Origin of the sequence: Amycolatopsis nivea (assembly GCF_004522235.1) — a bacterium.
Classification (GTDB): Bacteria; Actinomycetota; Actinomycetes; order Mycobacteriales; family Pseudonocardiaceae; genus Amycolatopsis; species Amycolatopsis nivea.
This window is the reverse complement of the sequence record NZ_SDLT01000069.1, coordinates 1-23480: the sequence shown is the minus strand read 5'-3', so window position 1 is coordinate 23480 and position 23480 is coordinate 1. Positions and strand designations below refer to the sequence as shown.

The following is a 23480-nucleotide window of genomic DNA, read 5'->3' as shown; positions in this document are numbered from 1 at the left end:
GAGCGTCCGCCGGTGGATCCGGACGCGACCTGATTCCTCGCCCGACCAGCCGGGCGACGCGCTGATCAGGCTGGGTAGCCTCAGGGCATCAGCTCAACCGACCCTGGAGGTTCCCGATATGTCACGCCGTGCGGCTGCGCTGGCCGGAACGATCGCTGCGGCCGCCTTCGCCGTCGCCGGGTGCAGTGCCGACGACGAGCCCAGCACCAAGGCGCCCGCCACCTACACTTCGGTGCCCGCCCCGGCGATGCCGTCCTCTTCGGCCCCGTCGAACGCTCCGTCGAGCGCTCCGGGGAACGGCAGTGCCACCGGTGAGCAGCCGAACGTCAAGCGCGGCGCGCAGACCGGCGAGGCGGGCGTCGACGTGCTGGTCACCGTCGCCTACCAGGGCGGGAAGGTCACGCCGCCGGCTGAGGTCGTCGACGTCAAGGTCGGCAACAAGGTGAAGATCCTCGTGTCGTCCGACCAGCCGCAGAACATCGACGTCCAGGACCTGCCGGACAAGTCGGGCGACGTGTCCGCGAAGAAGCCCGAGGACATCGACTGGACCGTGACCAAGCCGGGCGACACCAAGGTGACGCTCCGCGAGTCCGGTGCCCTCCTGGTGACGATCCACGCGTCCTAAAGAGCACAAAAGAGGCGTGCACCTGGATCAGGTGCACGCCTCTTCGCTGAGCAGGATCAGCGTCCGGCGGGGCTGACGTTCAGCATCATCCCGGCCAGCCCGCGCGCCCGGACCGACAGCTGCTTCGCCGCGTCCTTGAGCACCAGCGCCGCCGGCGCCTCCGGATCGGACAGCACGATCGGTGTGCCTTCGTCGCCCTGTTCGCGCAGCCGCGGGTCCAGCGGGACCTGGCCCAGCAGCGGCACCGTGGAGCCCACCGACTTCGACAGCGAATCCGCGACCGTCTGGCCGCCGCCCGCGCCGAAGACCTCGATGCGTTCGCCGGTCGGGGTTTCCAGCCACGACATGTTCTCGATCACGCCCGCGACGCGCTGCCGCGTCTGCATCGCGATCGCGCCCGCGCGCTCGGCCACCTCGGCGGCGGCCTGCTGCGGCGTGGTCACCACGAGGATCTCCGCGTTCGGGATCAGCTGCGCCACCGAAATCGCGATGTCGCCGGTGCCCGGCGGCAGGTCCAGCAGCAGGATGTCCAGGTCGCCCCAGAACACGTCGGCCAGGAACTGCTGCAGCGCGCGGTGCAGCATCGGGCCGCGCCACACGACCGGGGTGTTGCCCGGGGTGAACATGCCGATCGAGATGACCTTCACGCCGTGCGCCTGCGGCGGCATGATCATCGTGTCGACCTTCGTCGGCTTCTCGCGCGCGCCCAGCATGCGCGGCACCGAGTGGCCGTAGATGTCCGCGTCCACCACGCCGACCGACAGGCCGCGCTCGGCCATCGCCACGGCGAGGTTCACCGTCACCGACGATTTGCCCACGCCGCCCTTGCCGGACGCCACGCAGTACACCCGCGTCATCGAACCCGGCTGCGCGAACGGGATCACCGGCTCCGCCGCGTCGCCGCGCAGCGATTTGCGCAGCTCAGTGCGCTGCTCGTCGCTCATCACGTCGAGCTCGACCCGCACGTCGGCGACGCCAGGGAGCTTCGAGACGGCCTTCTTGGTGTCCTCGGTGAGCGTCGCCTTCAGCGGACAGCCCGCGACCGTCAGGTAGATCCCGACGTCGACCACCCCGTCGCCGCCGACCGCCACGTCCTTGACCATGCCGAGGTCGGTGATCGGTTTTTTGATTTCCGGGTCGTACACGTCCTTCAGCGCGGTGCGGACGTCGTCGACGCTGGGGAGCTGCTGTGTACCAGTCACGCTTCCATCGTACGTACTGCCCAGTTCAGCTTTGCTTGGCCTTGCGCGGCTTGGAGTCCACGTCGAGATCGTCGCGCAGCCGGTCGAGCTCGCTGCGCAGGTAGTCGCGGGTCGCGACCTCGCCGACCGCCAGCCGCAGCGCCGCCAGTTCGCGGGCGAGGTACTCGGTGTCCGCCTTGGTCTGCGCGGCACGCGTGCGGTCCTCTTCCAGCGACACCCGGTCCCGGTCGTCCTGGCGGTTCTGCGCGAGCAGGATCAGCGGCGCGGCGTACGCGGCCTGCGTCGAGAACGCCAGGTTGAGCAGGATGAACGGGTACGGGTCCCACCGCAGCGACACCGCGACCAGGTTCAGCACGATCCAGACGACCACGATCAGCGTCTGCCAGAACAGGTACTTCCCGGTGCCGAGGAACCGCGCGATCCGCTCGGTGAACCGGCCGAAGGTGTCCGGGTCGATGTTCAGCCGCAGGCGGGCCTGGCTGCGCGGCTGGTCGAGCCTGCGGCCGGTCCTGAGTTCAGGCACGTTCGGCCTCCTCCAGATCAGCGCCGTCGGCGCCATCGGTGACGTCGTGCAGCCCGGTTTCGCGCCAGTCGTCGGGCAGCAGATGGTCGAGCACGTCGTCGACGGTGACGGCGCCGAGCAGGTGGTCCTCGGCGTCGACGACCGGGCCGCAGGCCAGGTTGTACGCCGCGAAATACCGGGTGACCTCGGACAGCGTCGCTTGCGGGCGCAACGCCGTGAGGTCGGTGTCCACCGCGCTGGCCACCAGTTCGGCGGGCGGTTCGCGCAGCAGCCGCTGGAAGTGCACGACGCCGACGAACCGGCCGGTCGGCGTCTCGGTCGGCGGACGGCACACGAACACCATGCTGGCGAGCGCGGCGGGGAGTTCGGCGTTGCGGATGTGCGCCAGCGCCTCGGCGATCGTCGCGTCCGGCGTCAGCACCACCGGTTCCGGCGTCATCAGACCGCCCGCGGTGTCCGACGAATACGCCAGCAGCCGTTTGACCGGCGCGGATTCCTCCGGCTCCATCAGCTCCAGCAGCCTGCTCTGCTCGGCGGGCGCGAGTTCGGCGAGCAGGTCGGCGGCGTCGTCCGGGTTCATCGCCTCGAGGATGTCCGCGGCGCGTTCCTCGGCGAGGTAGGACAGCAGTTCCTTCTGGTCGTCCTCGGGAAGCTCCTCGATGACGTCCGCGAGCCGTTCGTCGTCCATCGCGTCGGCGACCTCGTGCCTGCGCTTCATCGGCAGGTCGCGCAGGGTCGCGGCGACGTCGACCGCGCGCATCGTGTCGAACAGCATCAGCAGCTGGCCCGCGCCTTGCGGCTGTCCGGCGAGGTCGGTGAGCCCCAGCCCGGCGACCTCGTTCCACGGCAGCACCTGCATCGCGGTGCGCCGCCTGCTCAGGGACAGCCGGGTCGGCCGTTCGCGGACGGCGAGTTTCGCCAGCACCCAGTCCCGGGTGCGGGTCGGCTCCATCGCCGCGTCGACCACGGTCACCCGGGTGTCCGCGCCGGTGAGCGTCGCGTGCGCGTCGAGGAGCTGGCCGCACACCAGCACCTCGTTGGGCCGTTGGTGGAAATGCCGCATGTTGACCGAACCCGTGGCCAGCGTCACGGCGTTCGGTTCGATCGAGGTGACCCGCAGCATGGGCACGAACACCCGCCGCCGGGTCGCCAGCTCCACGACCATGCCGAGGATCCGCGGCGGCTGCTGGTCCAGCCGCAGCCCGGCGACCACGTCGCGGACCTTGCCGATCGACTCCCCGTCGGGCCCGAACACCGGCAGACCCGCGAGCTGTGCTGCGTAAACCCGGTTTGTGCCTGCCATGGCGCCGACACTATCGGCTGGCGCCCGAGTGCGCTCGTGCCGCGACTCGGCGAATTCTCAGCCTCCCATGGCCCACCGGGTGAGCGTGGGCAGCGCGTCGGCGGACGGGCCGTCGTCGTCCTCGGGCAGTCCGCCGAAATCGACCAGATCCTGGGCGTGCCACAGCCGGTTCTGCACCGCCCGGACGAGCGTCCACGCCTTGGCGCGGTCGCGGTCCAGCCCGCTCGCGGCGAGCTTCGAGCCCAGTGTGGATTCACTGAACCGGTTCCACAGCAACGAAAGCACGCCGTACTCGAGGTCGCCGGCGAGCGGCTTCGGGTCGATCACCAGCCACGGCTCGCGAATGCCGGACAGCACGTTCTCGTAGTGCAGGTCTTCGTTCACCAGTGCGTTTCCGGCTTCCGGACCGAGGTCGCGGCACACCTCGAGCGCCGCGTCCAGCTCCCGGCGGGGGAGCGGTTCGGCCAGCTCCCGCCACGTTTTGGGCAGTTCTTCGAGCAGTTCCTCCGCGACCGCGGACAACGTGCGAGTGAGCTCGGCGGGCGCGGGCACGGCGAGCCGCCGGGCGAGTTCGCTCATGATCTCGACCGCGGGCAGCAGCGGTTCGTCCTCCAGCGTCCGGCTGTCGTCGAGGCGTTCCAGCAGCATCGCGCCGTCCTCGGGCGCGGATTCGAGCAGCAGCACCGATCCTCGACCGGCCCATGTGGACAGTGCGAGCGGCTCGTCGCGCGATTCTTCCTCCACCCAGCCGAGTTTCAGCACGACGCGGGAACCGTCCGCGCGCCGGGCGGGCTGGACGAAGCCGACGTAGCCGTGCCGGGCGGTGTCCTCGAACTCCAGCCCCCACTTCCGGGCGTACCGCTGCGCGAGCGCGGGCAGCGAGGCGAGCCACGGGACGGCTTCCGGACCGAGCACCTTGGGGGCGCGTTCAGCGAAGACGGGCGGGATCTCCAAAACGGTCACAACGCCCATCCTGGTCGGCCGCGCAAACCGTTTCCGGGGCTGTTTCGCGCGCGTACAGTGAACGGATAAGGGTTTGGCGAACCCGGGAGCTGCCATGATCGTCGAGATTGTCAGCGCGGTGGTCGTCGCGGGCGGGGTGTGGCTCGCCTCCGCGGTGCGCGTGGTCAAACAGTACGAACGCGGGCTGGTGTTCCGGTTCGGCCGGGTGCGGCCGGAGGTCCGGGATCCCGGGCTGGCGCTGCTGCTGCCGATAGCCGACCGCATGCAGAAGGTGAACATGCAGGTCGTGACGCTGCCGGTGCCCGCGCAGGACGGGATCACCCGCGACAACGTCACCGTCCGGGTGGACGCGGTCGTGTACTTCAAGGTGGTCGACCCGGTGCTGGCCGCGGTCCACGTGCAGGACTACCGGTCGGCGATCGGCCAGGTCGCGCAGACGTCGCTGCGGTCCATCATCGGCAAGAGCGACCTGGACGACCTGCTGTCGAACCGCGAACGGCTCAATGAGGGCCTCGAGCTGATGATCGACAGCCCGGCGCTCGACTGGGGCATCCACATCGACCGGGTGGAGATCAAGGACGTCGCGCTGCCGGAGTCGATGAAACGCTCGATGTCGCGCCAGGCGGAGGCCGAACGCGAGCGCCGCGCCCGGGTGATCTCCGCGGACGGCGAGCTGCAGGCGTCGCACAAGCTCGCCCAGGCCGCCGCGACGATGGCGGACACCCCGGCGGCGCTGCAGCTGCGGCTGCTGGAGACCGTGGTGCAGGTGTCGGCGGAGAAGAACTCGACGCTGGTGCTGCCGTTCCCGGTGGAGTTGCTGCGGTTCCTGGACGCGCGGACCGACCCCGCGGCACCGGCCGCGAAACCGCCGGAGCCGCGAGCACCGGCGGCGTCGGAAGCGGCCAGCAACGGACAGGTCGCGCCGCCCGCGAGCGAGGCGAGCGACGTGCCGGATCAGCGGTCGAGGTAGCCGTTCATGCCGAGGACCAGCAGCGTCACGAAGAAACTGCCCCACAGCGCGGCCGTGACGTAGCCGACCACGACGGCCGACAACGCCATCGTGCGGCCGCCTGCCTCGTTGCGGTTGGCCTTGGCCAGCGCGACGTGCCCCATCACGATGCCGGGGATCGCGAGAACGCAGGTCACCAGGCCGAGCACGGAACACACCAGCGCGCCGGTCGCGAGCCCGCTGTCGCTGGTGTTCGGGTACGGCCGGTAGGCGCCGCCGTACGGAGGCGGAGCCGGGAAGCCCTGGTACGCGGGCGGCGGCGCGAACGGATCCGGTTGCGCCGCAACGGGATACGGGGTCGCGGGCGGTTCCGCGGCGGCAGCCGGCTGCTCGCCGGGCAGCACCGCGACCGGGCCGGGATCGGGTGCGGTCCAGCCCGGCGGCGGGACGGGCGAGTCGGTCTCCGCGGTGGACGACACGGCGTCCGCCGGAGCCTCGTACGGCGTGGGATCGGCGGTGGCCGGCGGCTCGTAGGGAGCGGGGTCCGCGGTCGGCGGCGGCTCGTACGGCACCGGATCGCGGTCGGACGGGGTGGTCATCGGGGCTCCCTCACGGTGCCGGGTTCGGAGGACGACGCTACCGGGTTTCGCGGCGGCATCAGCCGAAAACTCCGGACTGGACCAGCGCGCGCACGACCAGCGGGACGGCGATGCCCCAGACGATCAGCGCGGCGTAGCCGATCACGAACCCCGCGACCGCCAGCGCGCCGCCGGTGCCGCGGCCGCGCCGGGCCCGGTAGAACGCGACGTGCCCCATCACGATCCCCGCGATGGCCATCGGCCCGCACACCACGAACCCGGCGATCGAGCAGATCAGGGACCCGATCGCGAGCCCCGCGCCGGGCGCCGGACCCCGCGGCGGATAGGGCTGGTGCTCGTACGACGGGTGCTCGTAGCTGTCGCGGCCAGCAGGCTCGTCGCTGCCCTCGCTCATCGGGATCCTTCGCGGTTTCGGGTGGATCAGCACCTTATCCGCACCTTAACGGGGGAAACCGGGGCCGGGCGTGAGCACCCTCATAGCCGCTCGGGCGCGAACCAGTCATACTCCCCGGTAACCCAGCGCCGGGAGCCGGCGTCGCCGCCGAAGGGAGCCCAGTGATGGCCCGTCTTGCCCGGACTGCCGGCCTGACCGATGTGCAGCAGGAGATTCTGTCCACGGTGCGTTCGTTCGTGGACAAGGAGATCATCCCGCACGCGCAGGCGCTGGAGCACGCGGACGAGTATCCGGCGGAGATCGTCGAGGGCATGAAGGAAATGGGCCTGTTCGGGCTCACCATCCCCGAGGAGTACGGCGGCCTGGGCGAGTCGCTGCTCACCTACGCCTTGGTGGTCGAGGAGATCGCGCGGGGCTGGATGAGCGTGTCCGGCGTGATCAACACGCACTTCATCGTGGCGCACATGATCAAGCAGCATGGGACGCCGGAGCAGAAGCAGCATTTCCTGCCCCGGATGGCGACCGGCGAGGTCCGCGGCAGCTTCTCGATGTCGGAGCCGGATCTGGGGTCGGACGTGGCGGCGATCAAGACCCGCGCTAAGCGCGAGGGCGACGACTACGTGATCGACGGCGCGAAGATGTGGCTGACCAACGGCGGCTCCTCCAACCTGATCGCGCTGCTGGTGAAGACCGATGAGGGCGCGGAGAAGGCGCATCAGAACCTGACGACGTTCCTGGTGGAGAAGCCCTCGGGGTTCGGCGAGGTCCTTCCGGGGCTGACGATTCCGGGCAAGATCGACAAGATGGGTTACAAGGGCGTCGACACCACCGAAGCGGTGTTCGACGGCTTCACGATCGGCGCGGACAAGGTGCTGGGGGAGGCTCCGGGCAAGGGCTTCTCGTACATGATGGACGGCGTCGAGGTCGGCCGGGTCAACGTGGCCGCGCGGGCGTGCGGGATCGCGATCCGGTCGTTCGAGCTGGCGATCGCGTACGCGCAGCAGCGTTCCACGTTCGGCAAGCCGATCGCGCAGCACCAGGCGATCGCGTTCAAGCTCGCGGAGATGGCGACGAAGGTCGAGGCCGCGCACCTGATGATGGTGAACGCGGCCCGGTTGAAGGATTCCGGCGCGCGCAACGACGTCGAGGCGGGGATGGCGAAGCTGATCGCCAGCGAGTACTGCGCCGAGGTCACCCAGGAAGCGTTCCGGATCCACGGCGGCTACGGCTACTCGAAGGAATACGAGATCGAGCGCCTGATGCGCGAGGCCCCGTTCCTGCTGATCGGCGAGGGCACCAGCGAAATCCAGAAAACCATCATCAGCCGCGGCCTCCTGCGGGATTACAAAGCCTGACCCGCGCTTCGCCGGAGTTCGCGCGCTCCGCCGGTTCTTGACAAGATGGAACCCTCGGACCGGACGAGCGCAGGTGATGATGGTGAGCAGTCCCTTTGGTGGCGGCCAGAGCCCGGCCGGGCTGCCGCGGCTCCCGACGCCGCCCACCGGCTGGCCGATCGGGTCGTACTCGACCTACGGCGAAGCGCAGCAGGCGGTCGATTTCCTGGCCGAAAGCGAGTTCGCGGTCACCGACGTGACGATCGTCGGCGTCGACCTGATGCTGGTAGAACGCGTCATCGGACGGCTGTCGTGGGGCCGCGTGCTCGCCGCGGGCGCGATGTCGGGCGCGTGGTTCGGCCTGTTCGCCGGGCTGCTGCTGGGGATGTTCGTCAACCAGGGCGGATTCACGCTGCAACTGCTGACCGGGCTGGTGCTGGGCGTGCTGTCCGGGCTCGCGTTCTCCGCGATCGGTTACCGCACTTCGCGCGGGCGTCGGGATTTCTCGTCGGCGAGTCAGCTGGTCGCTGGCCGGTACGACGTGCTGTGCCAGCCGCGCAGTGCGGAGCAGGGTCGGGAGTTGCTGGCGAAGCTGGCGTTGCGTCCGCCGCCCGCGACCGCCTGAACCCCTAGCGTCCCATACGCAGCGGTGCCCGGCTCGGGGTCGTGCGTGGCAATGCCGGTTCTAACCGGCATTGCCACGCACGACGCCCACTGCCCACGGGACTTTTTCACCCGTCCTTCCGATGGTTCGCGCGCACCTGGCTGAATCGTTACCGACCCTGCTTGCGGCCGGTGATCGCCGGGCATAGGTTGACCGACACCGGTTGGCCGGTCGTGTCCTCCAGCGCGGCCTGCCGGCAACTGGCACGTCGGGGTGCTGGCTCGGGTCCGCCTCGTCGCGGCGTGCTGTCTGGGGGCGGTGCCGGAAGGCGCCGTGCGCACATGGCGAGGAGGCTTGGATGGGGAAGAAACGGCCCAGCGGAAAGAAACGAGGACCTGCCCGCGCGGCGGCGCTGCTCGCCGCGGGCTTGGCGGGCAGCGGCCTGATAGCGGGTTGCGGAACGGCTTCCGGGACGACGATCAACGTCTACTACTCCCCGGAGGACCATTTCCAGACGGTCGTCGACAACTGCAACAAGGCCGCCGCCGGGCGGTACCGGATCGTCTACAACAAGCTGCAGCGCGGCTCGGACGACCAGCGGATCCAGATGGCGCGCCGGCTCGCCGCGGGCGACACGTCGATGGACGTGCTCGGCCTCGACGTCACCTGGGTTTCGGAGTTCGCCGAGGCCCGCTGGATCGACGAGTGGACCGGGAAGAACAAGGCGGCCGCGTCCGAGGGCGTGCTCAAGGGCCCGCTGGAAACCGCGACGTATCAAGGAAAGCTCTACGCCGCGCCGAAGAACACCAACGTGCAATTGCTCTGGTACGACGACCGCCTCACCCCGACCCCGCCGAAGACGTGGGACGAGATGATGCAGATGTCGCAGCGGCTCAAGAGCGAGCACAAACCGTATTCGGTCGTGTTCACCGGCGCGCAGTACGAGGGCCTGGTCGTCATCTACAACACGCTGGTCGAATCGCTCGGCGGGCACATCCTGTCCGACGACGGGAAGTCCGTCGTGATGGACGAGGGCGCGGTGCAGGCGCTGGAGCTGCTGAAGAAGATCACGTCGTCGGGGATCACCGATCCGTCGCTGACGAACCAGAAAGAGGACGACGTCCGGCAGACGTTCCAGCGCGGCGACGCCGCGTTCGAGCTGAACTGGCCGTTCGTGTACGCCTCCTACGCCGAGGAAAAGCCGAAGGACCTGTCGCACTTCAAGTGGTCGGTGTATCCGCAGGCGAAGCCCGGCACCCCGGCGAAAACCACGATCGGCGGGTTCGATCTCGCGGTGAGTGCCTTCTCGCAGCACAAGCCCGAGGCGTACGAAGCGGCGTTGTGCCTGCGCAGCAAGGAAAACCAGAAGGTGTCCGCGATCAACGACGGGGTGCCGCCGACGATCGAGTCGGTGTACCACGACGACACCCCGCTGGATCCTTCGAAGCCCGCGTCGGCGGACAACCCGAACATGGCCGAGAAGTACCCGATGCGCGACTCCATTCTGTCGGCGCTGAAAACCGCCGCGGTACGGCCGCTCACTCCGGTCTACCAGAACCTGTCCACGGTGATGTCGAAAATCCTTTCCCCGCCCTCGGCGATCGATCCGCAGACGACCGCGCAGAAACTGCGGGAACAACTCGATGACGCTCTCCAGTCGAAGGGAGTGATCCCGTGACCGTCCAGGATCCCGCCGCCGCCACCAAAGAAGCGTCGCACCGCAAGGGAAAGCCCGAGCTCTCCGAGGGCAAGAAGGCGGAACGGCGGCTCGGGCTGTGGTTGTGCGCGCCCGCGTTCCTCGTGATGATCGCGGTGACCGGATACCCGATCGTCTATTCGGTCTGGCTTTCGCTGCAGCGTTACGACCTGCGGTTCCCGGCGAAGCACGAGTTCATCGGCTTCGACAATTATGCCGCGGTGCTCACGAATTCCTACTGGTGGACCGCGTTCGGCACCACGATGTTCCTCACCGTCGTGTCGGTGGCGATCGAGTTCGTGCTCGGCATGGGCCTGGCGCTGATCATGCACCGCACGCTCGTCGGCCGCGGACTGGTGCGCACCGTCGCGCTGATCCCGTACGGCATCGTCACCGTGGTGGCCGCGTTCTCGTGGTATTTCGCGTGGACGCCCAAAACCGGCTACCTGGCGAACGCGCTGGGCGAGGGCGTCGCGCCGCTCACCGACCAGTGGCCGTCGCTGTTCATCATCATTCTCGCCGAGGTGTGGAAGACGACGCCGTTCATGGCGCTGCTGTTGATGGCCGGGCTGGCGCTGGTGCCCGACGACCTGCTGAAGGCCGCGGCGATGGACGGCGCGACCGCGTGGCAGCGGTTCACCAAGGTGATGCTGCCGGTGATGAAACCGGCGATTCTCGTCGCGCTGCTGTTCCGCACGCTCGACGCGTTCCGCATTTTCGACAACATTTACGTGCTCACCGGCGGCGCGCAGGACACCGGATCGGTGTCCATGCAGACCTACGACAACCTGGTCAAGGGGCTCAACCTCGGGATCGGCTCCACGATGGCGGTGCTGATCTTCATCACGGTGGCGATCATCGCGTTCCTCTTCATCAAGGTGTTCGGCACCGCTGCGCCCGGCACGGACGACGGGGGGAAGCGCTGATGGCTATCGGAGGTGCGGCCACCACCGGCCGCAAGGTCGGCTGGGGCCTGCTCGACATCCTGGTGCTGGTGTTCGCGATCGTCCCGGTGCTGTGGGTGCTTTCGCTGTCGTTCAAGACGAAGGCGACGCTCACCGACGGCAATTTCATCCCGACGGAATGGACGCTCAAGAACTACGCGGACATCTTCCAGACCACGGAGTTCCTGCACGCGCTGGTGAACTCGATCGGCATCGCGGTGATCTCCACGGTCATCGCGGTGGTGCTGGGCACGATGGCCGCGTACGCGATCGCCCGGCTGGATTTCCCCGGGAAACAGGTGCTGGTAGGGCTTTCCCTGCTGATCGCGATGTTCCCGCAGGTATCGCTCGTCACCCCGCTGTTCAACATCGAGCGCGGGCTCGGCCTTTTCGACACCTGGCCGGGGCTGATCCTGCCCTACATCACGTTCGCGCTGCCGCTGTCGATCTACACGCTGTCCGCGTTCTTCCGGGAAATCCCGTGGGAGCTGGAAAAGGCGGCGAAAATGGACGGCGCTACGCCGGCACAGGCGTTCCGGAAGGTGATCGCGCCGCTGGCCGCGCCGGGCGTGTTCACCACGGCGATCCTGGTGTTCATCCTCTGCTGGAACGACTTCCTGTTCGCCATCTCGCTGACGTCCACCGAGTCGTCGCGCACGGTGCCGGCGGCGTTGTCGTTCTTCACCGGGTCCTCGCAGTTCGAGGACCCGACCGGCCAGGTGTGTGCGGCCGCGGTCGTCATCACGGTGCCGATCATCCTGTTCGTGTTGTTCTTCCAGCGTCGCATCGTGGCGGGGCTGACGTCCGGTGCGGTGAAGGGCTGACCCATGGCTGAAATCGTTCTCGACAAGGTTTCCAAGCGCTACCCCGACGGCGCGCTCGCGGTGTCCGAAGTGGACATCACGATCGCCGACGGCGAGTTCATCATCCTCGTCGGCCCGTCCGGCTGCGGGAAGTCGACCACGCTCAACATGGTCGCCGGACTGGAGGACATCTCCTCGGGCGAACTGCGCATCGACGGCAAGCGGGTCAACGAGAAGGCCCCGAAGGACCGGGACATCGCGATGGTGTTCCAGTCGTACGCGCTGTACCCGCACATGAGCGTGCGGGAGAACATGGCGTTCCCGCTGCGGCTGGCCAAAGTGGACGACAAGATCGTCCGGTCCAAAGTGGAGGAAGCGGCGCAGATCCTCGACCTGACCCAGCATCTCGACCGCAAACCGGCCAACCTGTCCGGCGGGCAGCGGCAGCGGGTGGCGATGGGCCGGGCGATCGTCCGCAACCCCAAGGCGTTCCTGATGGACGAGCCGCTGTCCAACCTGGACGCCAAACTGCGCGGCCAGATGCGGACGTCGGTGTCGAAGATCCAGAAGCAGCTCGGCACGACCACGCTGTACGTCACGCACGACCAGACCGAGGCGATGACCCTCGGCGACCGCGTCGTGGTGCTGCGGGCCGGGTACGTGCAGCAGATCGGTTCGCCGCAGTTCCTCTACGACAACCCGGCGAACCTGTTCGTGGCCGGGTTCATCGGCTCCCCGTCGATGAACTTCGTTCCCGCGACGCTGGAAAACGGCGAGCTGCGCAGTTCGCTGGGCACGACCCCGCTGACCGACCGGATCCGCCGGATGGCCGAGGCGGCGAACGCCCCGCGCGAGGTGATCATGGGCATCCGCCCGGAACACTTCGAGGACGCCGCCCTGGTCGAATCGGGCCGGGCGGGCGCGACGTTCACCGCGCACGTGGACGTCCTGGAGTCGATGGGCTCGGAGAAGTTCGCGCACTTCACCGTGGACGGCGAAGCCGCGACCTCGGCCGAACTGGCGGAACTGGCCGCGGACAGCGGTTCGGCCGACGTCCCCGGCGCGGAATCGCTGATCGTGGCCCGGCTGTCGGCCGAATCGGCGGCCGCGGAGAACCAGGACCTGCAGATGTGGTTCGACGCGGACAAGGTGAAGCTCTTCGACCCGTCCGACGGCCGGAACGTCACCTACTCCGACTGAGTTGCCAGTCCGTGAAGGACTCCTTGAGGGAATCAGATTCCGTCAAGGAGCCCTTCACGGGATCCGCGAAAAGATCGTCGCAGCAGCGGTGCGGGCGGCGGGGCAAGCAGCTTCCCCGCCTGCGCCGCTGGTGTCGACCACGCTCACCGTCGCCTGCTCCGCGCGTCCCGGAGTGGCCGGGGAGGGCTGCACCGTCCGGACGCGGCAGAACGCTCCGTCGGCCGCCACCCGTGCGGTCCGGTTGCCGAGCGTTTCCGACGGTCCTGCCGGAGCCTGCCGCACCACCGCGAACTCCAGGCTCACCTTGTCGAGGATGCAGGAATGCCCGGCGAACCCGGCCGTCGCGTCGGCGCCCTGCGCCCCGGACGCGCTGAGGATCGCGCAGGAATCCACCCGCCCCCACGACCGGTCCGGCAACTGCGGATGCCGCACCCGGTTGCCGGTCACCGCGTCCAGCACCCCGCCGACCACGTCGTCCGCCGCGGTGCACCGATCCTCCGCACTGCCGCTGTCGTCCTTGTCCGTGATCGAGACAGCAAGCCGAACCCCGTCGGCGAACGTGACGGCCCGCCCGCACGTCCGCGGGGGCACGAACCCGGCCTGTTGCACCGAAACCCCGTCCGGCACCTGACCCGGGTACGCGTAAGCCTGCACATTGGGATCGCGATCAGCGGCGAGCGGCCCGATGGTGACCGTCCGGGGCCGCCCGGCCTGCACGAAGTCCGCCTGGCAAGCGGTGAACGAGGAATCCGGTGTGTCGGCAGTGCTGTTCTTGAGCCGCTTCGGGTCGAGCAGGCTGCAGTAGTCGAGCGTGGCGAAGTCCCCGAGCGCCGAGATCGCGGTCAAGGGCACCGGTGTGGACTGCGTCGGCGCCGTCGTCGGGGCAGATTCCGCGGAACATCCGGCCGCTGCGGCGAGAAGCACCGAACAGCCGACTGCGAGGACTCCGAGTGGGTTACGCACGGGGTGCAGTATCACCGTGAGTGGCGAAAAATCCAGCCCCCGCCGGGAAATCCCACACTTCGCTGCGTCATCACCGCTGGTCGGGCGGTTTCGGACGGGTGGCGGGATACCGCGGTGCCTGAACAATCCGCCGACCTTGATCAGCCGACCCACGTCGAGGTGGTGTTCGAACTCCCTTCCGAGTACGACGACTGGCCGCCGGTGAGCCGGGAAGGGCTGTGGGCGGTCCCGCTCGGACCGGATCACGTCCGGCTGGCCACCATTCCGTGGTTCGCCCGGGGCACCGCCGAAGGCGACGTCTTCCGCGTCGAGCGGGACGAGGAGGGGGTGCTCCGGCCGGTCGAACGGGTGGAATGGTCCGGGAACTGCACCATTCGGATGATCGTCTGGGCGGACGGCCCGTTCGGCGGCGACCTCGGCCGGGCGATCGACCATTTCGCTCCGTTCGGCTTCGAGGGCGAACAGCTCAGCCAATTCGGCATGGTCGGGTTCACGGTCCCGCCGGGAGCGAACCTCGCGGAGGCGAAGCGTGCGTTGCAGGAGGGCCGGGCGGACGGTTCGTGGGCCTACGAGGAGGGCTGCGTCAGCGACGCATGGCTCGCGACCGGGTCCTGACCTGCGAGTTCCCGCCCCGACCCCGACTTCTCCCCACCGCCGCCCCCCAACCCCTTAGGGGTCCAGATCGTCCCCCGGAGCGATGTGCCCGGACGCCGGACGTGGTGACATAGAGGTACGAACCCAAACGGGAGGGGAACACGATGACCGCACCTGTCACTCGCCGGTTGAGCCGGCCGCGGGAGGGGCGCATGATCGGCGGCGTCTGCGCCGGGCTCGCCCGTCGCTTCGGGACCACGCCGGGCAAGGTCCGGGTGCTCGCGCTGCTGTCGTGCCTGCTGCCGGGGCCGCAGTTCGTCGCGTACCTGATCCTCTGGGCCATCATCCCCAACGACTGAGCAGACCATCCGAGCTCGATCGGCCCCCTCCCGCCACCAGACGGGAGGGGGCCCTTCTCATTTCCGCTCGGCGGAAAACCGCTCCCAGGCCGATTGCCGCGTCACCCCGAGCGCCTCGCCGATCCGCGCCCACGCCACGCCGCGGTTCCGCAGCAGATCCACCTGTTCCTGGATCCGCGCGTCCGTCTGCGCGCTGACCTTCGCCATCCGCGGGATGCTCTCCAGGATCTCCTCGTCCGTCTTCCGCTCCCACAGCGTCACCTCGGGCGTTCCCGGCTCGTGTTTCCCGGCCAGGATCTGTTCGCACAATCCGACGCAGCCGTCGCAGATGTAGACGCCGGAGCCGGCGATCAGCTTGGCCACCTCGTCGGCCGGTTTGAGGCAGAACGAGCAGTACGAAGTCATCGGCAACCTCCTGGTGTCAGGATCATCCTGACACGTCAGGGGTGGCCTGACAAGTCACCGCTGGGAGCGCAGCGTCTCGATGACCTCCTCGTCCCAGCGATGCGTCCGGATCAGCCGATACCGCTCGCACGCGACCCACAGGTACGCCTCGGCCTCGGTGCGGTCGCCGATCAGATCCGCTTGCCGCAGCATCGCCACCACCGGCGTGAATTCCTCGTCGAACCAGCGTTGCGCGACGGTCGCGCGGTCGGTGAACCGGCCTTCGTCCTGCATGAGCCGGAAACCCCACGCTTCGACGTGCTCGCCGAGTTGCGCGTAGTTCCACGGATCCGTCATCAGCACCGACGCGCGAGCGTGTCCGGACAGCGGGACTCGTTCCAGGAACAGCCGCCGGTAGTCCTTCACGATCAGGTCGCCGCGATACCGGATGCCGCTCGGGTCCAGTTTGGTGCGCACGACCGTCACCGAAGCTTCTATTGTGGACAGTCCTTGCGCCAGCGCGACCGAAACCCGGTGGTGGCCGTCGATGATGAAGTGCAGCTCGCCGATCCGGTACACCTCGATCGGCGGGATCGCTTCGCCGCGCCGGGCGGCCAGTGCGAGTCGTTCCCAGCGTTGCCGGACGCGGGCGGACGTCGGGCGGAAGCGGCGGTCGAAATCGCGGCTCCGGTCGACGGTGCCGACGATCGAGTCCAAAGTGATCACTCGCGTCCCGATCCGCGCCTCGCTGACGTAACCGAGTGCCTGCACCACTTCGTGGAAGGGCAGCATGATGTTGACGTCGTCGGGTTCGCGGCGCAGCCACGTGGAAAGCCGCGACAGCACCTGCCTGCGGCGGGCGCGCAGGAAGTCGTTTTCGGCATCGGCACGCGGGAAACCGGTCGGTCGGGTCATCGCGGGAACTCCATCACCTGATAGCCCACCACATTGCGGATCCGGGTACGGCCTGCCACGCGATCGGGCACCGGTTCGCCGTGCGGGTGGATGTGTCCGTGCAGCAGCCACTGCGGCCGCAGGGTGTCGATCGTTCGGTGCAGACAGGTGAAACCTTGGTGCGGCGGGTCTTCGCGGTCGCCGAGATGCCGCGGCGGCGAATGCGTCAGCAGGATGTCGATTCCGTTGCCGTCACGCCATTTCCGCCAGCGGAACCGGCGCTCCAGCCGCCGGGCCCGGCGCGCCTGCTGCCGCTGCGTCCACTGATTCGGGCCGTCGCGGTAGCGGATCGAACCGCCGAGCCCGGCAATGCGGAGCCCGGCGACGTCGACGATCCGGCCGTCGGCGTTGATCCCGCCTGCCGGGCCCGGCCATTCAGTCGGGAAACCGTCCTTCATGGACAGTCCGCCGTAGCGGGTGAAGCCGCTCAGGTCCGGATCGTGATTGCCGGGGACGAACACGCACGGCACGTCGAGCATGCCGGCGAGGAACTCGAGATACGCGAACGGCAGATCGCCGGCGGCGACGACGAGGTCGACCCGCAGCGAGCGGACCGCGGAGGTCCACAGCCGCTCGTCGGCCTCGTCGGCCACCACCAGCGCTTTCGGCATGCGCCAAGGTTACGGCGCACGCGGCGTCACTTCATGCCGTGCGCGAACCCGGGGTTGAGCGCGATCATCGCGACGATGCCGACGATCCAGACGAGGCAGAGGGCGAGAGCCCAGAACTTGAGGTTGGACAGCAACCGGGACATGACGAGACAAACCTCCTGCGACCGGGGGAAGAAAAGGGGACCGCGAGGGCGGCTACAGCCAGCCGTTCTTCCGGAATATTCGGTACAGCAGCAGACAGATCGCGAGAATGATCGTGACCACGATCGGATAGCCGAACTGCCAGTGCAGTTCGGGCATGTAGTCGAAGTTCATGCCGTAGATGCCCGCGACCATCGTGGGCACCGTGATGATCGCCGCCCACGCGGTGATCTTGCGCATGTCGGTGTTCTGCTGCAGCGAGATCTTCGCGACCGTCGCGTCGACCAGGGTGCTGAGCAGTTCGTCGAACGCCGCCACGCGTTCGGACACGGTGGCGAGGTGGTCGGCGACGTCGCGGAAATACGAGCGGACCTCGTCGGGCACCAGCCGCGTGTAGCCCTCGGCGAGCCGCGACACCGGCGTGGCGAGCGGGACCACCGCGCGCCGCAGTTCGAGCACTTCCCGCTTCATCAGGTAGATCTGCTCGGCGCTCACCGACGAACGCGGCGCGAACACCTGCGCCTCGATCTCGTCGATGTCCGCCTCGATCCGGCTGGTGACCTCCAGGTAGTGGTCGACCACGTGGTCGGCGATGGCGTGCACGACCGCCGCCGCGCCGAGGGCGAGCCGCTCCGGGTCGTCGTCGAGGTCGCGGCGCAGCCGGGCGAGCCCGGAGTGGTTGCCGTGCCGGACGGTGATCACGAAATCGCGGCCGAGGAACACCATCAGCTCGCCGGTTTCCACGATCTCGTTCGCCGTGGTCGGCGACTGGTGCTCGACGTAACGGACTGTCTTGAGCACCAGGAACAGCGTGTCGTCGTAGCGCTCCAGCTTCGGCCGCTGATGCGCCTCCAGCGCGTCCTCGACGGCCAGTTCGTGCAGGCCGAAGGTGTCCGCGATGCCCTGGATCTGGTCGGAATCGGGCTCGTGCAAGCCGATCCAGACGAAACCCGCGTGGCGCTTGCGCACCTCGCGGATCGCCTCGGCGTGCGTCCAGCGCCCGGGCAGCCGCTTGCCGTCGACATACACCGCGCAATCGACGACATAGGCCGACAGCGGCACCGGGATCGGCCGGTCGAGATTGGCCTTGGCCCGGTTGTTGCCGCGGCCGCGAAGGCCGCCTAGCGAGGGAATGGCAGGCATGGGTTCTCCTGGGCAGGCGTCGTGAAGCACGAAGACGACGGCCAGGCGGACTGCGGGGGTCCGTCCGGCGGCACCGTGAGTTCCCGGACGCGGGCTACCAGGAAGGGAAAAGGCCGGCCGGCGAGGCGGGAACGCACGTACTACTAGGGAGCGGACTATCACCACTGCTCATGAGCGGTTCCTCACCTCCTTTCGGCCGGGACACGCCAGGGCGTGCGAAGTGGCAGGGGTCGCGTTGACGCGCGATCACCGATGGTCGAGGGTACTCCTCACCACGGATACGTGTCGCACCTGGTTCGGCAGGTGTTACCCGGACAGGAGGCGCAAGCGTGCAATTCGGCCGGTATTACGAGGAGTTCGAGGTCGGCGCGGTCTACAAGCACTGGCCCGGCAAGACCGTCACCGAATACGACGACCATCTGTTCTGCCTGATCACGATGAACCACCACCCGCTGCACCTGGACGCGCACTACGCGGGCGAGACGACCGATTTCGGCAAGAACGTCGTGGTCGGCAACTACATCTACTCGCTGCTGCTCGGCATGTCGGTGCCCGACGTGTCCGGGAAGGCCATCGCGAACCTCGAGGTCGAATCGCTCAAGCACGTCAAGCCGACGTTCCACGGCGACACGATCTACGGCGAGACCGAGGTGCTCGACAAGACCCCGTCGAAGTCCAAGGACGACCGGGGAGTGGTGTACGTCGAGACGCGAGGGTACAAACAGGACGGCACCATCGTGTGCATTTTCCGGCGCAAAGTGATGGTGCCGAAGCGGTCCTACGGCGACACCCGCGGCGGGGAGCAGCCCGGCCGTCCGACGCCGCACGAGTGATCGATCCGCCGAAGGGGAGCACGGGTGGCCATCGCCCTGGAGAAGATCAAGCAGACGCTGCGCAAGTTCGCCGAGGTGGAGGCGCGCGGGGTTTCGCCGCTGTATGACCACCTCGCCACGCACGCGGCCGAGGACGACGACGTCGCCGCGCTGCTGACCGACGCTCGCGGCGGCGAAGCGCGCGGGACGTTGCTGTTCGCCGCCGCGCACCGGCTGGTGCAGGCGGATCCGATCCATCCGCTGTCGCGGTACTACCCGTCGGTCGGCGGTTTCGACGGCGTCGACAGCGAGACGTGGCCGTTGTTCCGCTCGTTCCTGCTGGAACGCGCGGACCAGGCCCGCGAGATCATCTCGACCCGCTACACGCAGACGAACGAGGTGCGCCGCGCCGCGCTGCTGTACCCGGCGGTCACGGCGGCGGCGAAGGAAGCGGGCGGCAAGATCGCGCTGCTCGAGGTCGGCTGCAGCGCGGGGTTGCTGCTGGGGCTCGACCGGTTCGGCTACCGCTACCAGTGCGACGGCGGCGAACAGCTCGCGGCGGGTCCGGCGAAGGCCGCTGTCGGGCTGCACTGCGCGATCGACGTCGCGCCTGGTGCGAAGCTGCCCAAGCTGCCGAAGAAGGTCGCTGTGGCGGCCCGAGCGGGCCTGGACCGGGCACCGGTGGACCTCTCGGACGAGGACGAACTGGCGTGGCTGGAGGCGTGCGTCTGGGCCGACCAGGTCGACCGGATCCGGCTGCTGCGCACGGCTGCCGCGGAACAGCGGAAGCACGCGCCGGAGCTGATCGCCGGGGACGCGGTGGACGACCTGGCCTCGGCGGCCGCGCGACTGCCCGAGGAACTGCCGCTGGTGGTCTTGACGAGCCACGCGCTGGCGTATCTCGGGGACCGGCGGACGGACTTCGTGGCCGAGCTGGCGCGGCTGTCCTCGTCCCGGCCGGTGTGGTGGGTGAGCCAGGAGTTCTACCGGGCCGGGCTGGAGACCGTCATGCCCGGCCGGGACGACCTGTCCTCGGACAGCTCGGCCACCGGCGAGCCCGCGATGGCGGTGCTGGGGCTGACGAGCTGGGTCGGCGGGGAACCCGAGGCCCGCGCGCTGGCCAGGACAGCGCCGCACGGGCAGCGGATGACCTGGCTGCCTTGAGCTGATTCGTGCGCGGCGACCGCGGCCGGAACCGTGATCGCCGCGCACGACGTCGCTCGGCGCCGTGAGTAACGTGTGTCACATTCACCCCATCAGTCACACTGTCCCGCACGTGCCCGCGCCGCCGGACTGATGCGCGTCCGGCGATATCGAATACGCGTTCCGCGCATTTTCCGTGCTCATCGCGGATGCTTGAACGATGGGGAAACTTTCCGACAACTCCGCAATGCGTTCGCAATCGCGGACGCCGCCGGAGGCAATACGGAAATAGCCGCTCCGGATTACGCGGCGGGCCACTCATTCCAGTCACGCAGCGTTATGAGCAACTGGTCCACCAGGTGGCCCGCTTCGTCCAGATTGACCAGTTCGGCCGAGTTGACCCACCGCGCGTCGGTGGCGTCGTCGCCGGCGGTGAGGATTCCGCCGGTCCACGTGCATTCGTAGTCGTGGATGTCGTAGTTGCCGCGGACGACCGAGCCGGCCAGTGTGTGCGGTCTCACGTCGAGCCCGGTCTCCTCGCGGAGCTCCCGGACCACTGCTTCGTGGTCCGTTTCGCCCGGTTCCACCCGGCCGCCGGGCAGCGACCACTGGCCTTTGCCCGGATCGTTCGCGCGCCGGATGAGCAGGAGTCTGCCCTGGTCGTCGAACACAATTCCGCCCACGCAGCGCTCGAGGCCGTCCATGCCACGAAGGTAGCCGAACCCGGCCGCGCCCCCTAGTGTTCGGGAACCTGTACACGGAGAGTAGCCGTACGGTACACTTCGAGCGCCTGGCTGACCCATGCGCGGGACTTTCCTCCCGCGTGAGTGGTCAGTGCGGTACAACGTAGAAAGTCAGTTTTCCGGGTGTCATGGAAGAGACGGGATTGATCGCTGTGAACGCGAAGAAGCTTGCGGGACTCGTGGGTATCGCGTTGGTGCTGTTCTTCGTGATCGCTCAGCCGGGCCATGCTGCTGGTCTTGTCAGCAACATTGTGGACTTCCTCCGCAGCTCGGCCGAATCGGTGATCACGTTCGTCAGCAACATCTTCCACTGACGACAGGGGATACCCTCGAACCATGTTCGCGCCACGCGACCCTGACGAGTACCTTCTCGACACCGAGCGGCGGGTCATCCGGATCCGCCGCCACTGGGCGGTGCTCCTCTGGGACACGTTCGAGGCAGCCGCGCTGCTGATCGTGTGCGTGCTGGTGTCGTATCTGCTGCCGCCCTCGCTGTGGGTGGTGCAGAACATCCTCTGGTACGTCGCGCTGGCGGTGGTGCTGCGGTTCGCCTACGTGATCATCGAGTGGTGGGTCGAACGGCTGGTCGTCACCGACAAACGGTTCGTTATGACCACCGGCGTCTTCACCACCAAGGTGCTGATGATGCCGATCAGCAAGGTCACCGACCTCACCTACCAGCGTTCGGCCTGGGGCCGGATGCTGGGCTACGGCACGATGGTCGTCGAATCGGCGGGCCAGATCCAGGCGCTGAACCGGATCGACTACCTGCCGCGGCCCGAGGAGTTCTACGACACGATCTCCGAGCTCGTGTTCGGCGACAAGCAGAAGCAGGCCGAACGGTTCTCGATGATCAAGGCGCAGCGCGCGGCGCGGGGCAAGAAGCCGGTCGGCTGACCTCGGGGCGCGTCGGCCCTGGTCCCGGTGCCGAGGTGACGCAGCGCATCGTCGAGAATGGGTCCGATGCGCATCGACCTGCACGCCCACTCCACGGCCTCCGACGGTACCGACAGCCCTGCCGAGCTCGTCGGCGCTGCCGCGCGTGCCGGTCTCGACGTCGTCGCGATCACCGACCACGACACCACCGCGGGCTGGGAACCGGCCGCCGAGGCCCTGCCCGCCGGCCTGACGCTGGTGCCGGGCGCGGAACTGTCGACGGTCTCGATCGACCCGGACACCGGCTACGAAATCAGCGTGCACCTGCTCGCGTACCTCTTCGACCCGGCCGCGCCCGCGATCGTCGCGGAACAGACGCGGCTGCGGATCGAACGGCGCACCCGGTTGCGGCGGATGGCCGAGCGGATGGCCGCCGACGGCCTCCCGGTCGACGCCGACGAAATCCTGGGCCTGCTGCCGGCGGACTCGCCCGCGGGGCGGCCGCACCTCGCGCAGGCGCTCGTCCGCGCCGGGCTGGTCAGCTCCGTCGACGAGGCGTTCAGCGACTATCTGCACAGCCGTCGCGGCTATTACGTCGCGCGCCGCGACACCCCGGTCGAGGACGCGATCGACATGGTGACCGCGGCAGGCGGGGTTACCGTGATCGCGCACCCCTTCGCCTTCAGCCGCGGCGCGACGATCAGCGAGGACACCCTGCGTGACCTGGCGGCGCGCGGGCTGACCGGCGTCGAGGTCAACCATCCCAACCACGATCCGGCCACCCGGGTGCGCACCCGGGAACTGGCCGACGAGCTGGGCCTGGTCCGCACCGGGTCCAGCGATTACCACGGCACGAACAAGACCATCGGGCTCGGCCAGGAGACGACCGAACCGGACCAGCTGGAGGAATTGGTGGGGCGGGCGACCGGCTTCCAAGTGGTGAAAGGCTGAGATGGCCGTCTCGGATTTCTTCGACGCGAAGCTCTTCATGAGCGCGACGATCACCCTCGTCGTGATCATGGACCCGCCGGGCACCGTGCCGGTGTTCCTGAGCCTGGTCGGCCGCAAGCCGATGGCGACGCGGGTGAAAGCGGCCCGGCAGGCGGTGCTGGTGTCGCTGCTGGTCATCTCGCTGTTCGCGGTGGCCGGGCAGGCGATCCTGGCGTATCTGGGCATCGGCATCCCGGCACTGCAGGGCGCGGGCGGCTTGCTGCTGCTGCTGATCGCGCTGCAATTGCTCACCAGCAACGCGGGCAGCAACGAGCCCGAGGCGGCCGAGGACGTCAACGTCGCCCTCGTTCCGCTCGGCACGCCCCTGCTGGCGGGTCCGGGCGCGATCGCGGCGACCATCGTGTTCGTCCGGCAGGCCGACGGGCACCTCGGCGCGTACATCGCACTGGCGCTCGCGATCGTGACCGTGCATTTCGTGCTGTACACCTGCATGCGGTTCTCCGGCGTGGTCATCCGGCTGATCAAGGAAAGCGGCATCACGCTGCTGGCGAAGATCGCAGGCCTGCTGCTCGCCGCGATCGCCGTCGAGCTGGTCGCGAACTCCGTGCAGGGCTTCATCGCGGGCGGCTAGCTGTGATGTCCAGGGACGTTGTCCCGGGTTAAGGCG

General features: G+C 68.5%; 28 protein-coding genes. 16 read left to right on the top strand and 12 right to left on the bottom strand.

Annotation, left to right across the window (positions count from 1 at the left end; genetic code table 11):
- Nucleotides 1-118 precede the first annotated feature (118 nt).
- The gene (locus EIZ44_RS42550; RefSeq protein WP_043832001.1) at nucleotides 119-625 is read left to right on the top strand and encodes a hypothetical protein; all 507 of its coding nucleotides are present in this window, start codon (nucleotides 119-121) and stop codon (nucleotides 623-625) included.
- A gap of 56 nt (nucleotides 626-681) precedes the next feature.
- Here EIZ44_RS42550 and EIZ44_RS42545 read toward each other — a convergent pair whose 3' ends face one another.
- The 4 genes from EIZ44_RS42545 to EIZ44_RS42530 are packed head-to-tail and all read right to left on the bottom strand — an operon-like array spanning nucleotide 682 to nucleotide 4625.
- Nucleotides 682-1827, bottom strand: a complete 1146-nt coding sequence (locus tag EIZ44_RS42545; protein ID WP_043832003.1) for an Mrp/NBP35 family ATP-binding protein — start codon at nucleotides 1825-1827, stop codon at nucleotides 682-684.
- Between the two features lie 25 nt (nucleotides 1828-1852).
- Nucleotides 1853-2350 carry a DUF1003 domain-containing protein gene (locus tag EIZ44_RS42540; protein ID WP_037815909.1) on the bottom strand — a complete coding sequence of 166 codons (498 nt, stop codon included), beginning with the start codon at nucleotides 2348-2350 and terminating at the stop codon, nucleotides 1853-1855.
- The gene (locus EIZ44_RS42535) at nucleotides 2343-3653 is read right to left on the bottom strand and encodes a magnesium transporter MgtE N-terminal domain-containing protein (RefSeq protein WP_037815906.1); all 1311 of its coding nucleotides are present in this window, start codon (nucleotides 3651-3653) and stop codon (nucleotides 2343-2345) included. The genes EIZ44_RS42540 and EIZ44_RS42535 overlap by 8 nt, the downstream gene beginning before the upstream one ends.
- Before the next feature lie 57 nt (nucleotides 3654-3710).
- Complete coding sequence (locus EIZ44_RS42530; protein WP_134734421.1) at nucleotides 3711-4625, bottom strand: aminoglycoside phosphotransferase family protein; 915 nt, start codon at nucleotides 4623-4625, stop codon at nucleotides 3711-3713.
- 85 nt (nucleotides 4626-4710) lie between these two features.
- On the opposite strand from EIZ44_RS42530, the gene EIZ44_RS42525 reads away from it, so the two are divergent.
- Entirely contained in the window at nucleotides 4711-5586 is an 876-nt protein-coding gene (locus tag EIZ44_RS42525; protein ID WP_134734420.1) for a slipin family protein, read from the top strand.
- Here the strand turns inward: EIZ44_RS42525 and EIZ44_RS42520 are convergent.
- Both EIZ44_RS42520 and EIZ44_RS42515 read right to left on the bottom strand, forming a co-directional pair.
- Nucleotides 5571-6164 carry a DUF4190 domain-containing protein gene (locus EIZ44_RS42520; RefSeq protein ID WP_134734419.1) on the bottom strand — a complete coding sequence of 198 codons (594 nt, stop codon included), beginning with the start codon at nucleotides 6162-6164 and terminating at the stop codon, nucleotides 5571-5573. The two genes, EIZ44_RS42525 and EIZ44_RS42520, sit on opposite strands and share 16 nt — an antisense overlap.
- Nucleotides 6165-6222: 58 nt before the next feature.
- Nucleotides 6223-6558 carry a DUF4190 domain-containing protein gene (locus EIZ44_RS42515; RefSeq protein ID WP_043832010.1) on the bottom strand — a complete coding sequence of 112 codons (336 nt, stop codon included), beginning with the start codon at nucleotides 6556-6558 and terminating at the stop codon, nucleotides 6223-6225.
- 164 nt (nucleotides 6559-6722) lie between these two features.
- On the opposite strand from EIZ44_RS42515, the gene EIZ44_RS42510 reads away from it, so the two are divergent.
- The 6 genes from EIZ44_RS42510 (at nucleotide 6723) to EIZ44_RS42485 (ending at nucleotide 13139) form a co-directional block, all read left to right on the top strand.
- The gene (locus EIZ44_RS42510; RefSeq protein ID WP_134734418.1) at nucleotides 6723-7913 is read left to right on the top strand and encodes an acyl-CoA dehydrogenase family protein; all 1191 of its coding nucleotides are present in this window, start codon (nucleotides 6723-6725) and stop codon (nucleotides 7911-7913) included.
- A gap of 76 nt (nucleotides 7914-7989) precedes the next feature.
- Nucleotides 7990-8517 carry a YflT domain-containing protein gene (locus tag EIZ44_RS42505; RefSeq protein WP_037815899.1) on the top strand — a complete coding sequence of 176 codons (528 nt, stop codon included), beginning with the start codon at nucleotides 7990-7992 and terminating at the stop codon, nucleotides 8515-8517.
- A gap of 337 nt (nucleotides 8518-8854) precedes the next feature.
- Nucleotides 8855-10174 carry an ABC transporter substrate-binding protein gene (locus EIZ44_RS42500; RefSeq protein WP_134734417.1) on the top strand — a complete coding sequence of 440 codons (1320 nt, stop codon included), beginning with the start codon at nucleotides 8855-8857 and terminating at the stop codon, nucleotides 10172-10174.
- On the top strand, nucleotides 10171-11118 hold the full coding sequence (locus EIZ44_RS42495) for a carbohydrate ABC transporter permease (protein ID WP_134734416.1): 948 nt from the start codon (nucleotides 10171-10173) through the stop codon (nucleotides 11116-11118). Before EIZ44_RS42500 ends, EIZ44_RS42495 begins: the two co-directional genes overlap by 4 nt.
- Complete coding sequence (locus EIZ44_RS42490) at nucleotides 11118-11960, top strand: carbohydrate ABC transporter permease (RefSeq protein WP_134734415.1); 843 nt, start codon at nucleotides 11118-11120, stop codon at nucleotides 11958-11960. Before EIZ44_RS42495 ends, EIZ44_RS42490 begins: the two co-directional genes overlap by 1 nt.
- 3 nt (nucleotides 11961-11963) lie before the next feature.
- Entirely contained in the window at nucleotides 11964-13139 is a 1176-nt protein-coding gene (locus tag EIZ44_RS42485; RefSeq protein WP_037815894.1) for an ABC transporter ATP-binding protein, read from the top strand.
- A 54-nt stretch (nucleotides 13140-13193) separates the two neighbouring features.
- On the opposite strand, the gene EIZ44_RS42480 is transcribed toward EIZ44_RS42485, so the two are convergent.
- Nucleotides 13194-14102 (bottom strand): hypothetical protein, encoded by a 909-nt coding sequence (locus tag EIZ44_RS42480; protein WP_205673480.1) that lies wholly within the window; start codon nucleotides 14100-14102, stop codon nucleotides 13194-13196.
- Nucleotides 14103-14216: 114 nt separating this feature from the next.
- Here EIZ44_RS42480 and EIZ44_RS42475 point away from each other — a divergent pair, with 114 nt between their 5' ends.
- A complete protein-coding gene (locus EIZ44_RS42475; RefSeq protein WP_167754456.1) occupies nucleotides 14217-14717 on the top strand; it encodes a DUF4265 domain-containing protein in 501 nt (166 codons plus the stop codon).
- Between the two features lie 143 nt (nucleotides 14718-14860).
- The gene (locus tag EIZ44_RS42470) at nucleotides 14861-15055 is read left to right on the top strand and encodes a PspC domain-containing protein (RefSeq protein WP_051172855.1); all 195 of its coding nucleotides are present in this window, start codon (nucleotides 14861-14863) and stop codon (nucleotides 15053-15055) included.
- 57 nt (nucleotides 15056-15112) lie between these two features.
- On the opposite strand, the gene EIZ44_RS42465 is transcribed toward EIZ44_RS42470, so the two are convergent.
- The 4 genes from EIZ44_RS42465 to corA form a co-directional block, all read right to left on the bottom strand.
- The gene (locus EIZ44_RS42465) at nucleotides 15113-15460 is read right to left on the bottom strand and encodes a ClpX C4-type zinc finger protein (RefSeq protein ID WP_037815884.1); all 348 of its coding nucleotides are present in this window, start codon (nucleotides 15458-15460) and stop codon (nucleotides 15113-15115) included.
- Nucleotides 15461-15514: 54 nt separating this feature from the next.
- Nucleotides 15515-16354, bottom strand: coding sequence for a chromosome partitioning protein ParB (locus tag EIZ44_RS42460; protein WP_134734413.1), 840 nt, complete (start codon nucleotides 16352-16354; stop codon nucleotides 15515-15517).
- Complete coding sequence (locus tag EIZ44_RS42455) at nucleotides 16351-17004, bottom strand: metallophosphoesterase family protein (protein ID WP_043836938.1); 654 nt, start codon at nucleotides 17002-17004, stop codon at nucleotides 16351-16353. The genes EIZ44_RS42460 and EIZ44_RS42455 overlap by 4 nt, the downstream gene beginning before the upstream one ends.
- A 195-nt stretch (nucleotides 17005-17199) precedes the next feature.
- Nucleotides 17200-18288, bottom strand: a complete 1089-nt coding sequence (gene corA / locus EIZ44_RS42450; protein ID WP_037815877.1) for a magnesium/cobalt transporter CorA — start codon at nucleotides 18286-18288, stop codon at nucleotides 17200-17202.
- A gap of 329 nt (nucleotides 18289-18617) precedes the next feature.
- Between corA and EIZ44_RS42445 the strand changes: the two genes are divergently transcribed.
- Together EIZ44_RS42445 and EIZ44_RS42440 are read left to right on the top strand one after the other, a co-directional pair.
- Nucleotides 18618-19121 carry a MaoC family dehydratase gene (locus EIZ44_RS42445; protein ID WP_037815874.1) on the top strand — a complete coding sequence of 168 codons (504 nt, stop codon included), beginning with the start codon at nucleotides 18618-18620 and terminating at the stop codon, nucleotides 19119-19121.
- A 30-nt stretch (nucleotides 19122-19151) separates the two neighbouring features.
- Nucleotides 19152-20264, top strand: a complete 1113-nt coding sequence (locus tag EIZ44_RS42440; protein ID WP_134734422.1) for a DUF2332 domain-containing protein — start codon at nucleotides 19152-19154, stop codon at nucleotides 20262-20264.
- A gap of 281 nt (nucleotides 20265-20545) precedes the next feature.
- On the opposite strand, the gene EIZ44_RS42435 is transcribed toward EIZ44_RS42440, so the two are convergent.
- Nucleotides 20546-20947, bottom strand: coding sequence for an NUDIX hydrolase (locus tag EIZ44_RS42435; protein ID WP_037815870.1), 402 nt, complete (start codon nucleotides 20945-20947; stop codon nucleotides 20546-20548).
- 167 nt (nucleotides 20948-21114) lie between these two features.
- Here EIZ44_RS42435 and EIZ44_RS42430 point away from each other — a divergent pair, with 167 nt between their 5' ends.
- The 4 genes from EIZ44_RS42430 (at nucleotide 21115) to EIZ44_RS42415 (ending at nucleotide 23444) form a co-directional block, all read left to right on the top strand.
- Nucleotides 21115-21300, top strand: coding sequence for a hypothetical protein (locus EIZ44_RS42430; RefSeq protein ID WP_037815868.1), 186 nt, complete (start codon nucleotides 21115-21117; stop codon nucleotides 21298-21300).
- Nucleotides 21301-21322: 22 nt separating this feature from the next.
- Complete coding sequence (locus EIZ44_RS42425) at nucleotides 21323-21883, top strand: PH domain-containing protein (RefSeq protein WP_037353298.1); 561 nt, start codon at nucleotides 21323-21325, stop codon at nucleotides 21881-21883.
- Between the two features lie 66 nt (nucleotides 21884-21949).
- A complete protein-coding gene (locus EIZ44_RS42420; RefSeq protein WP_199817818.1) occupies nucleotides 21950-22813 on the top strand; it encodes a PHP domain-containing protein in 864 nt (287 codons plus the stop codon).
- A gap of 1 nt (nucleotide 22814) precedes the next feature.
- Nucleotides 22815-23444 carry a MarC family protein gene (locus EIZ44_RS42415; RefSeq protein WP_009072963.1) on the top strand — a complete coding sequence of 210 codons (630 nt, stop codon included), beginning with the start codon at nucleotides 22815-22817 and terminating at the stop codon, nucleotides 23442-23444.
- The last annotated feature ends 36 nt before the right edge of the window (nucleotides 23445-23480 follow it).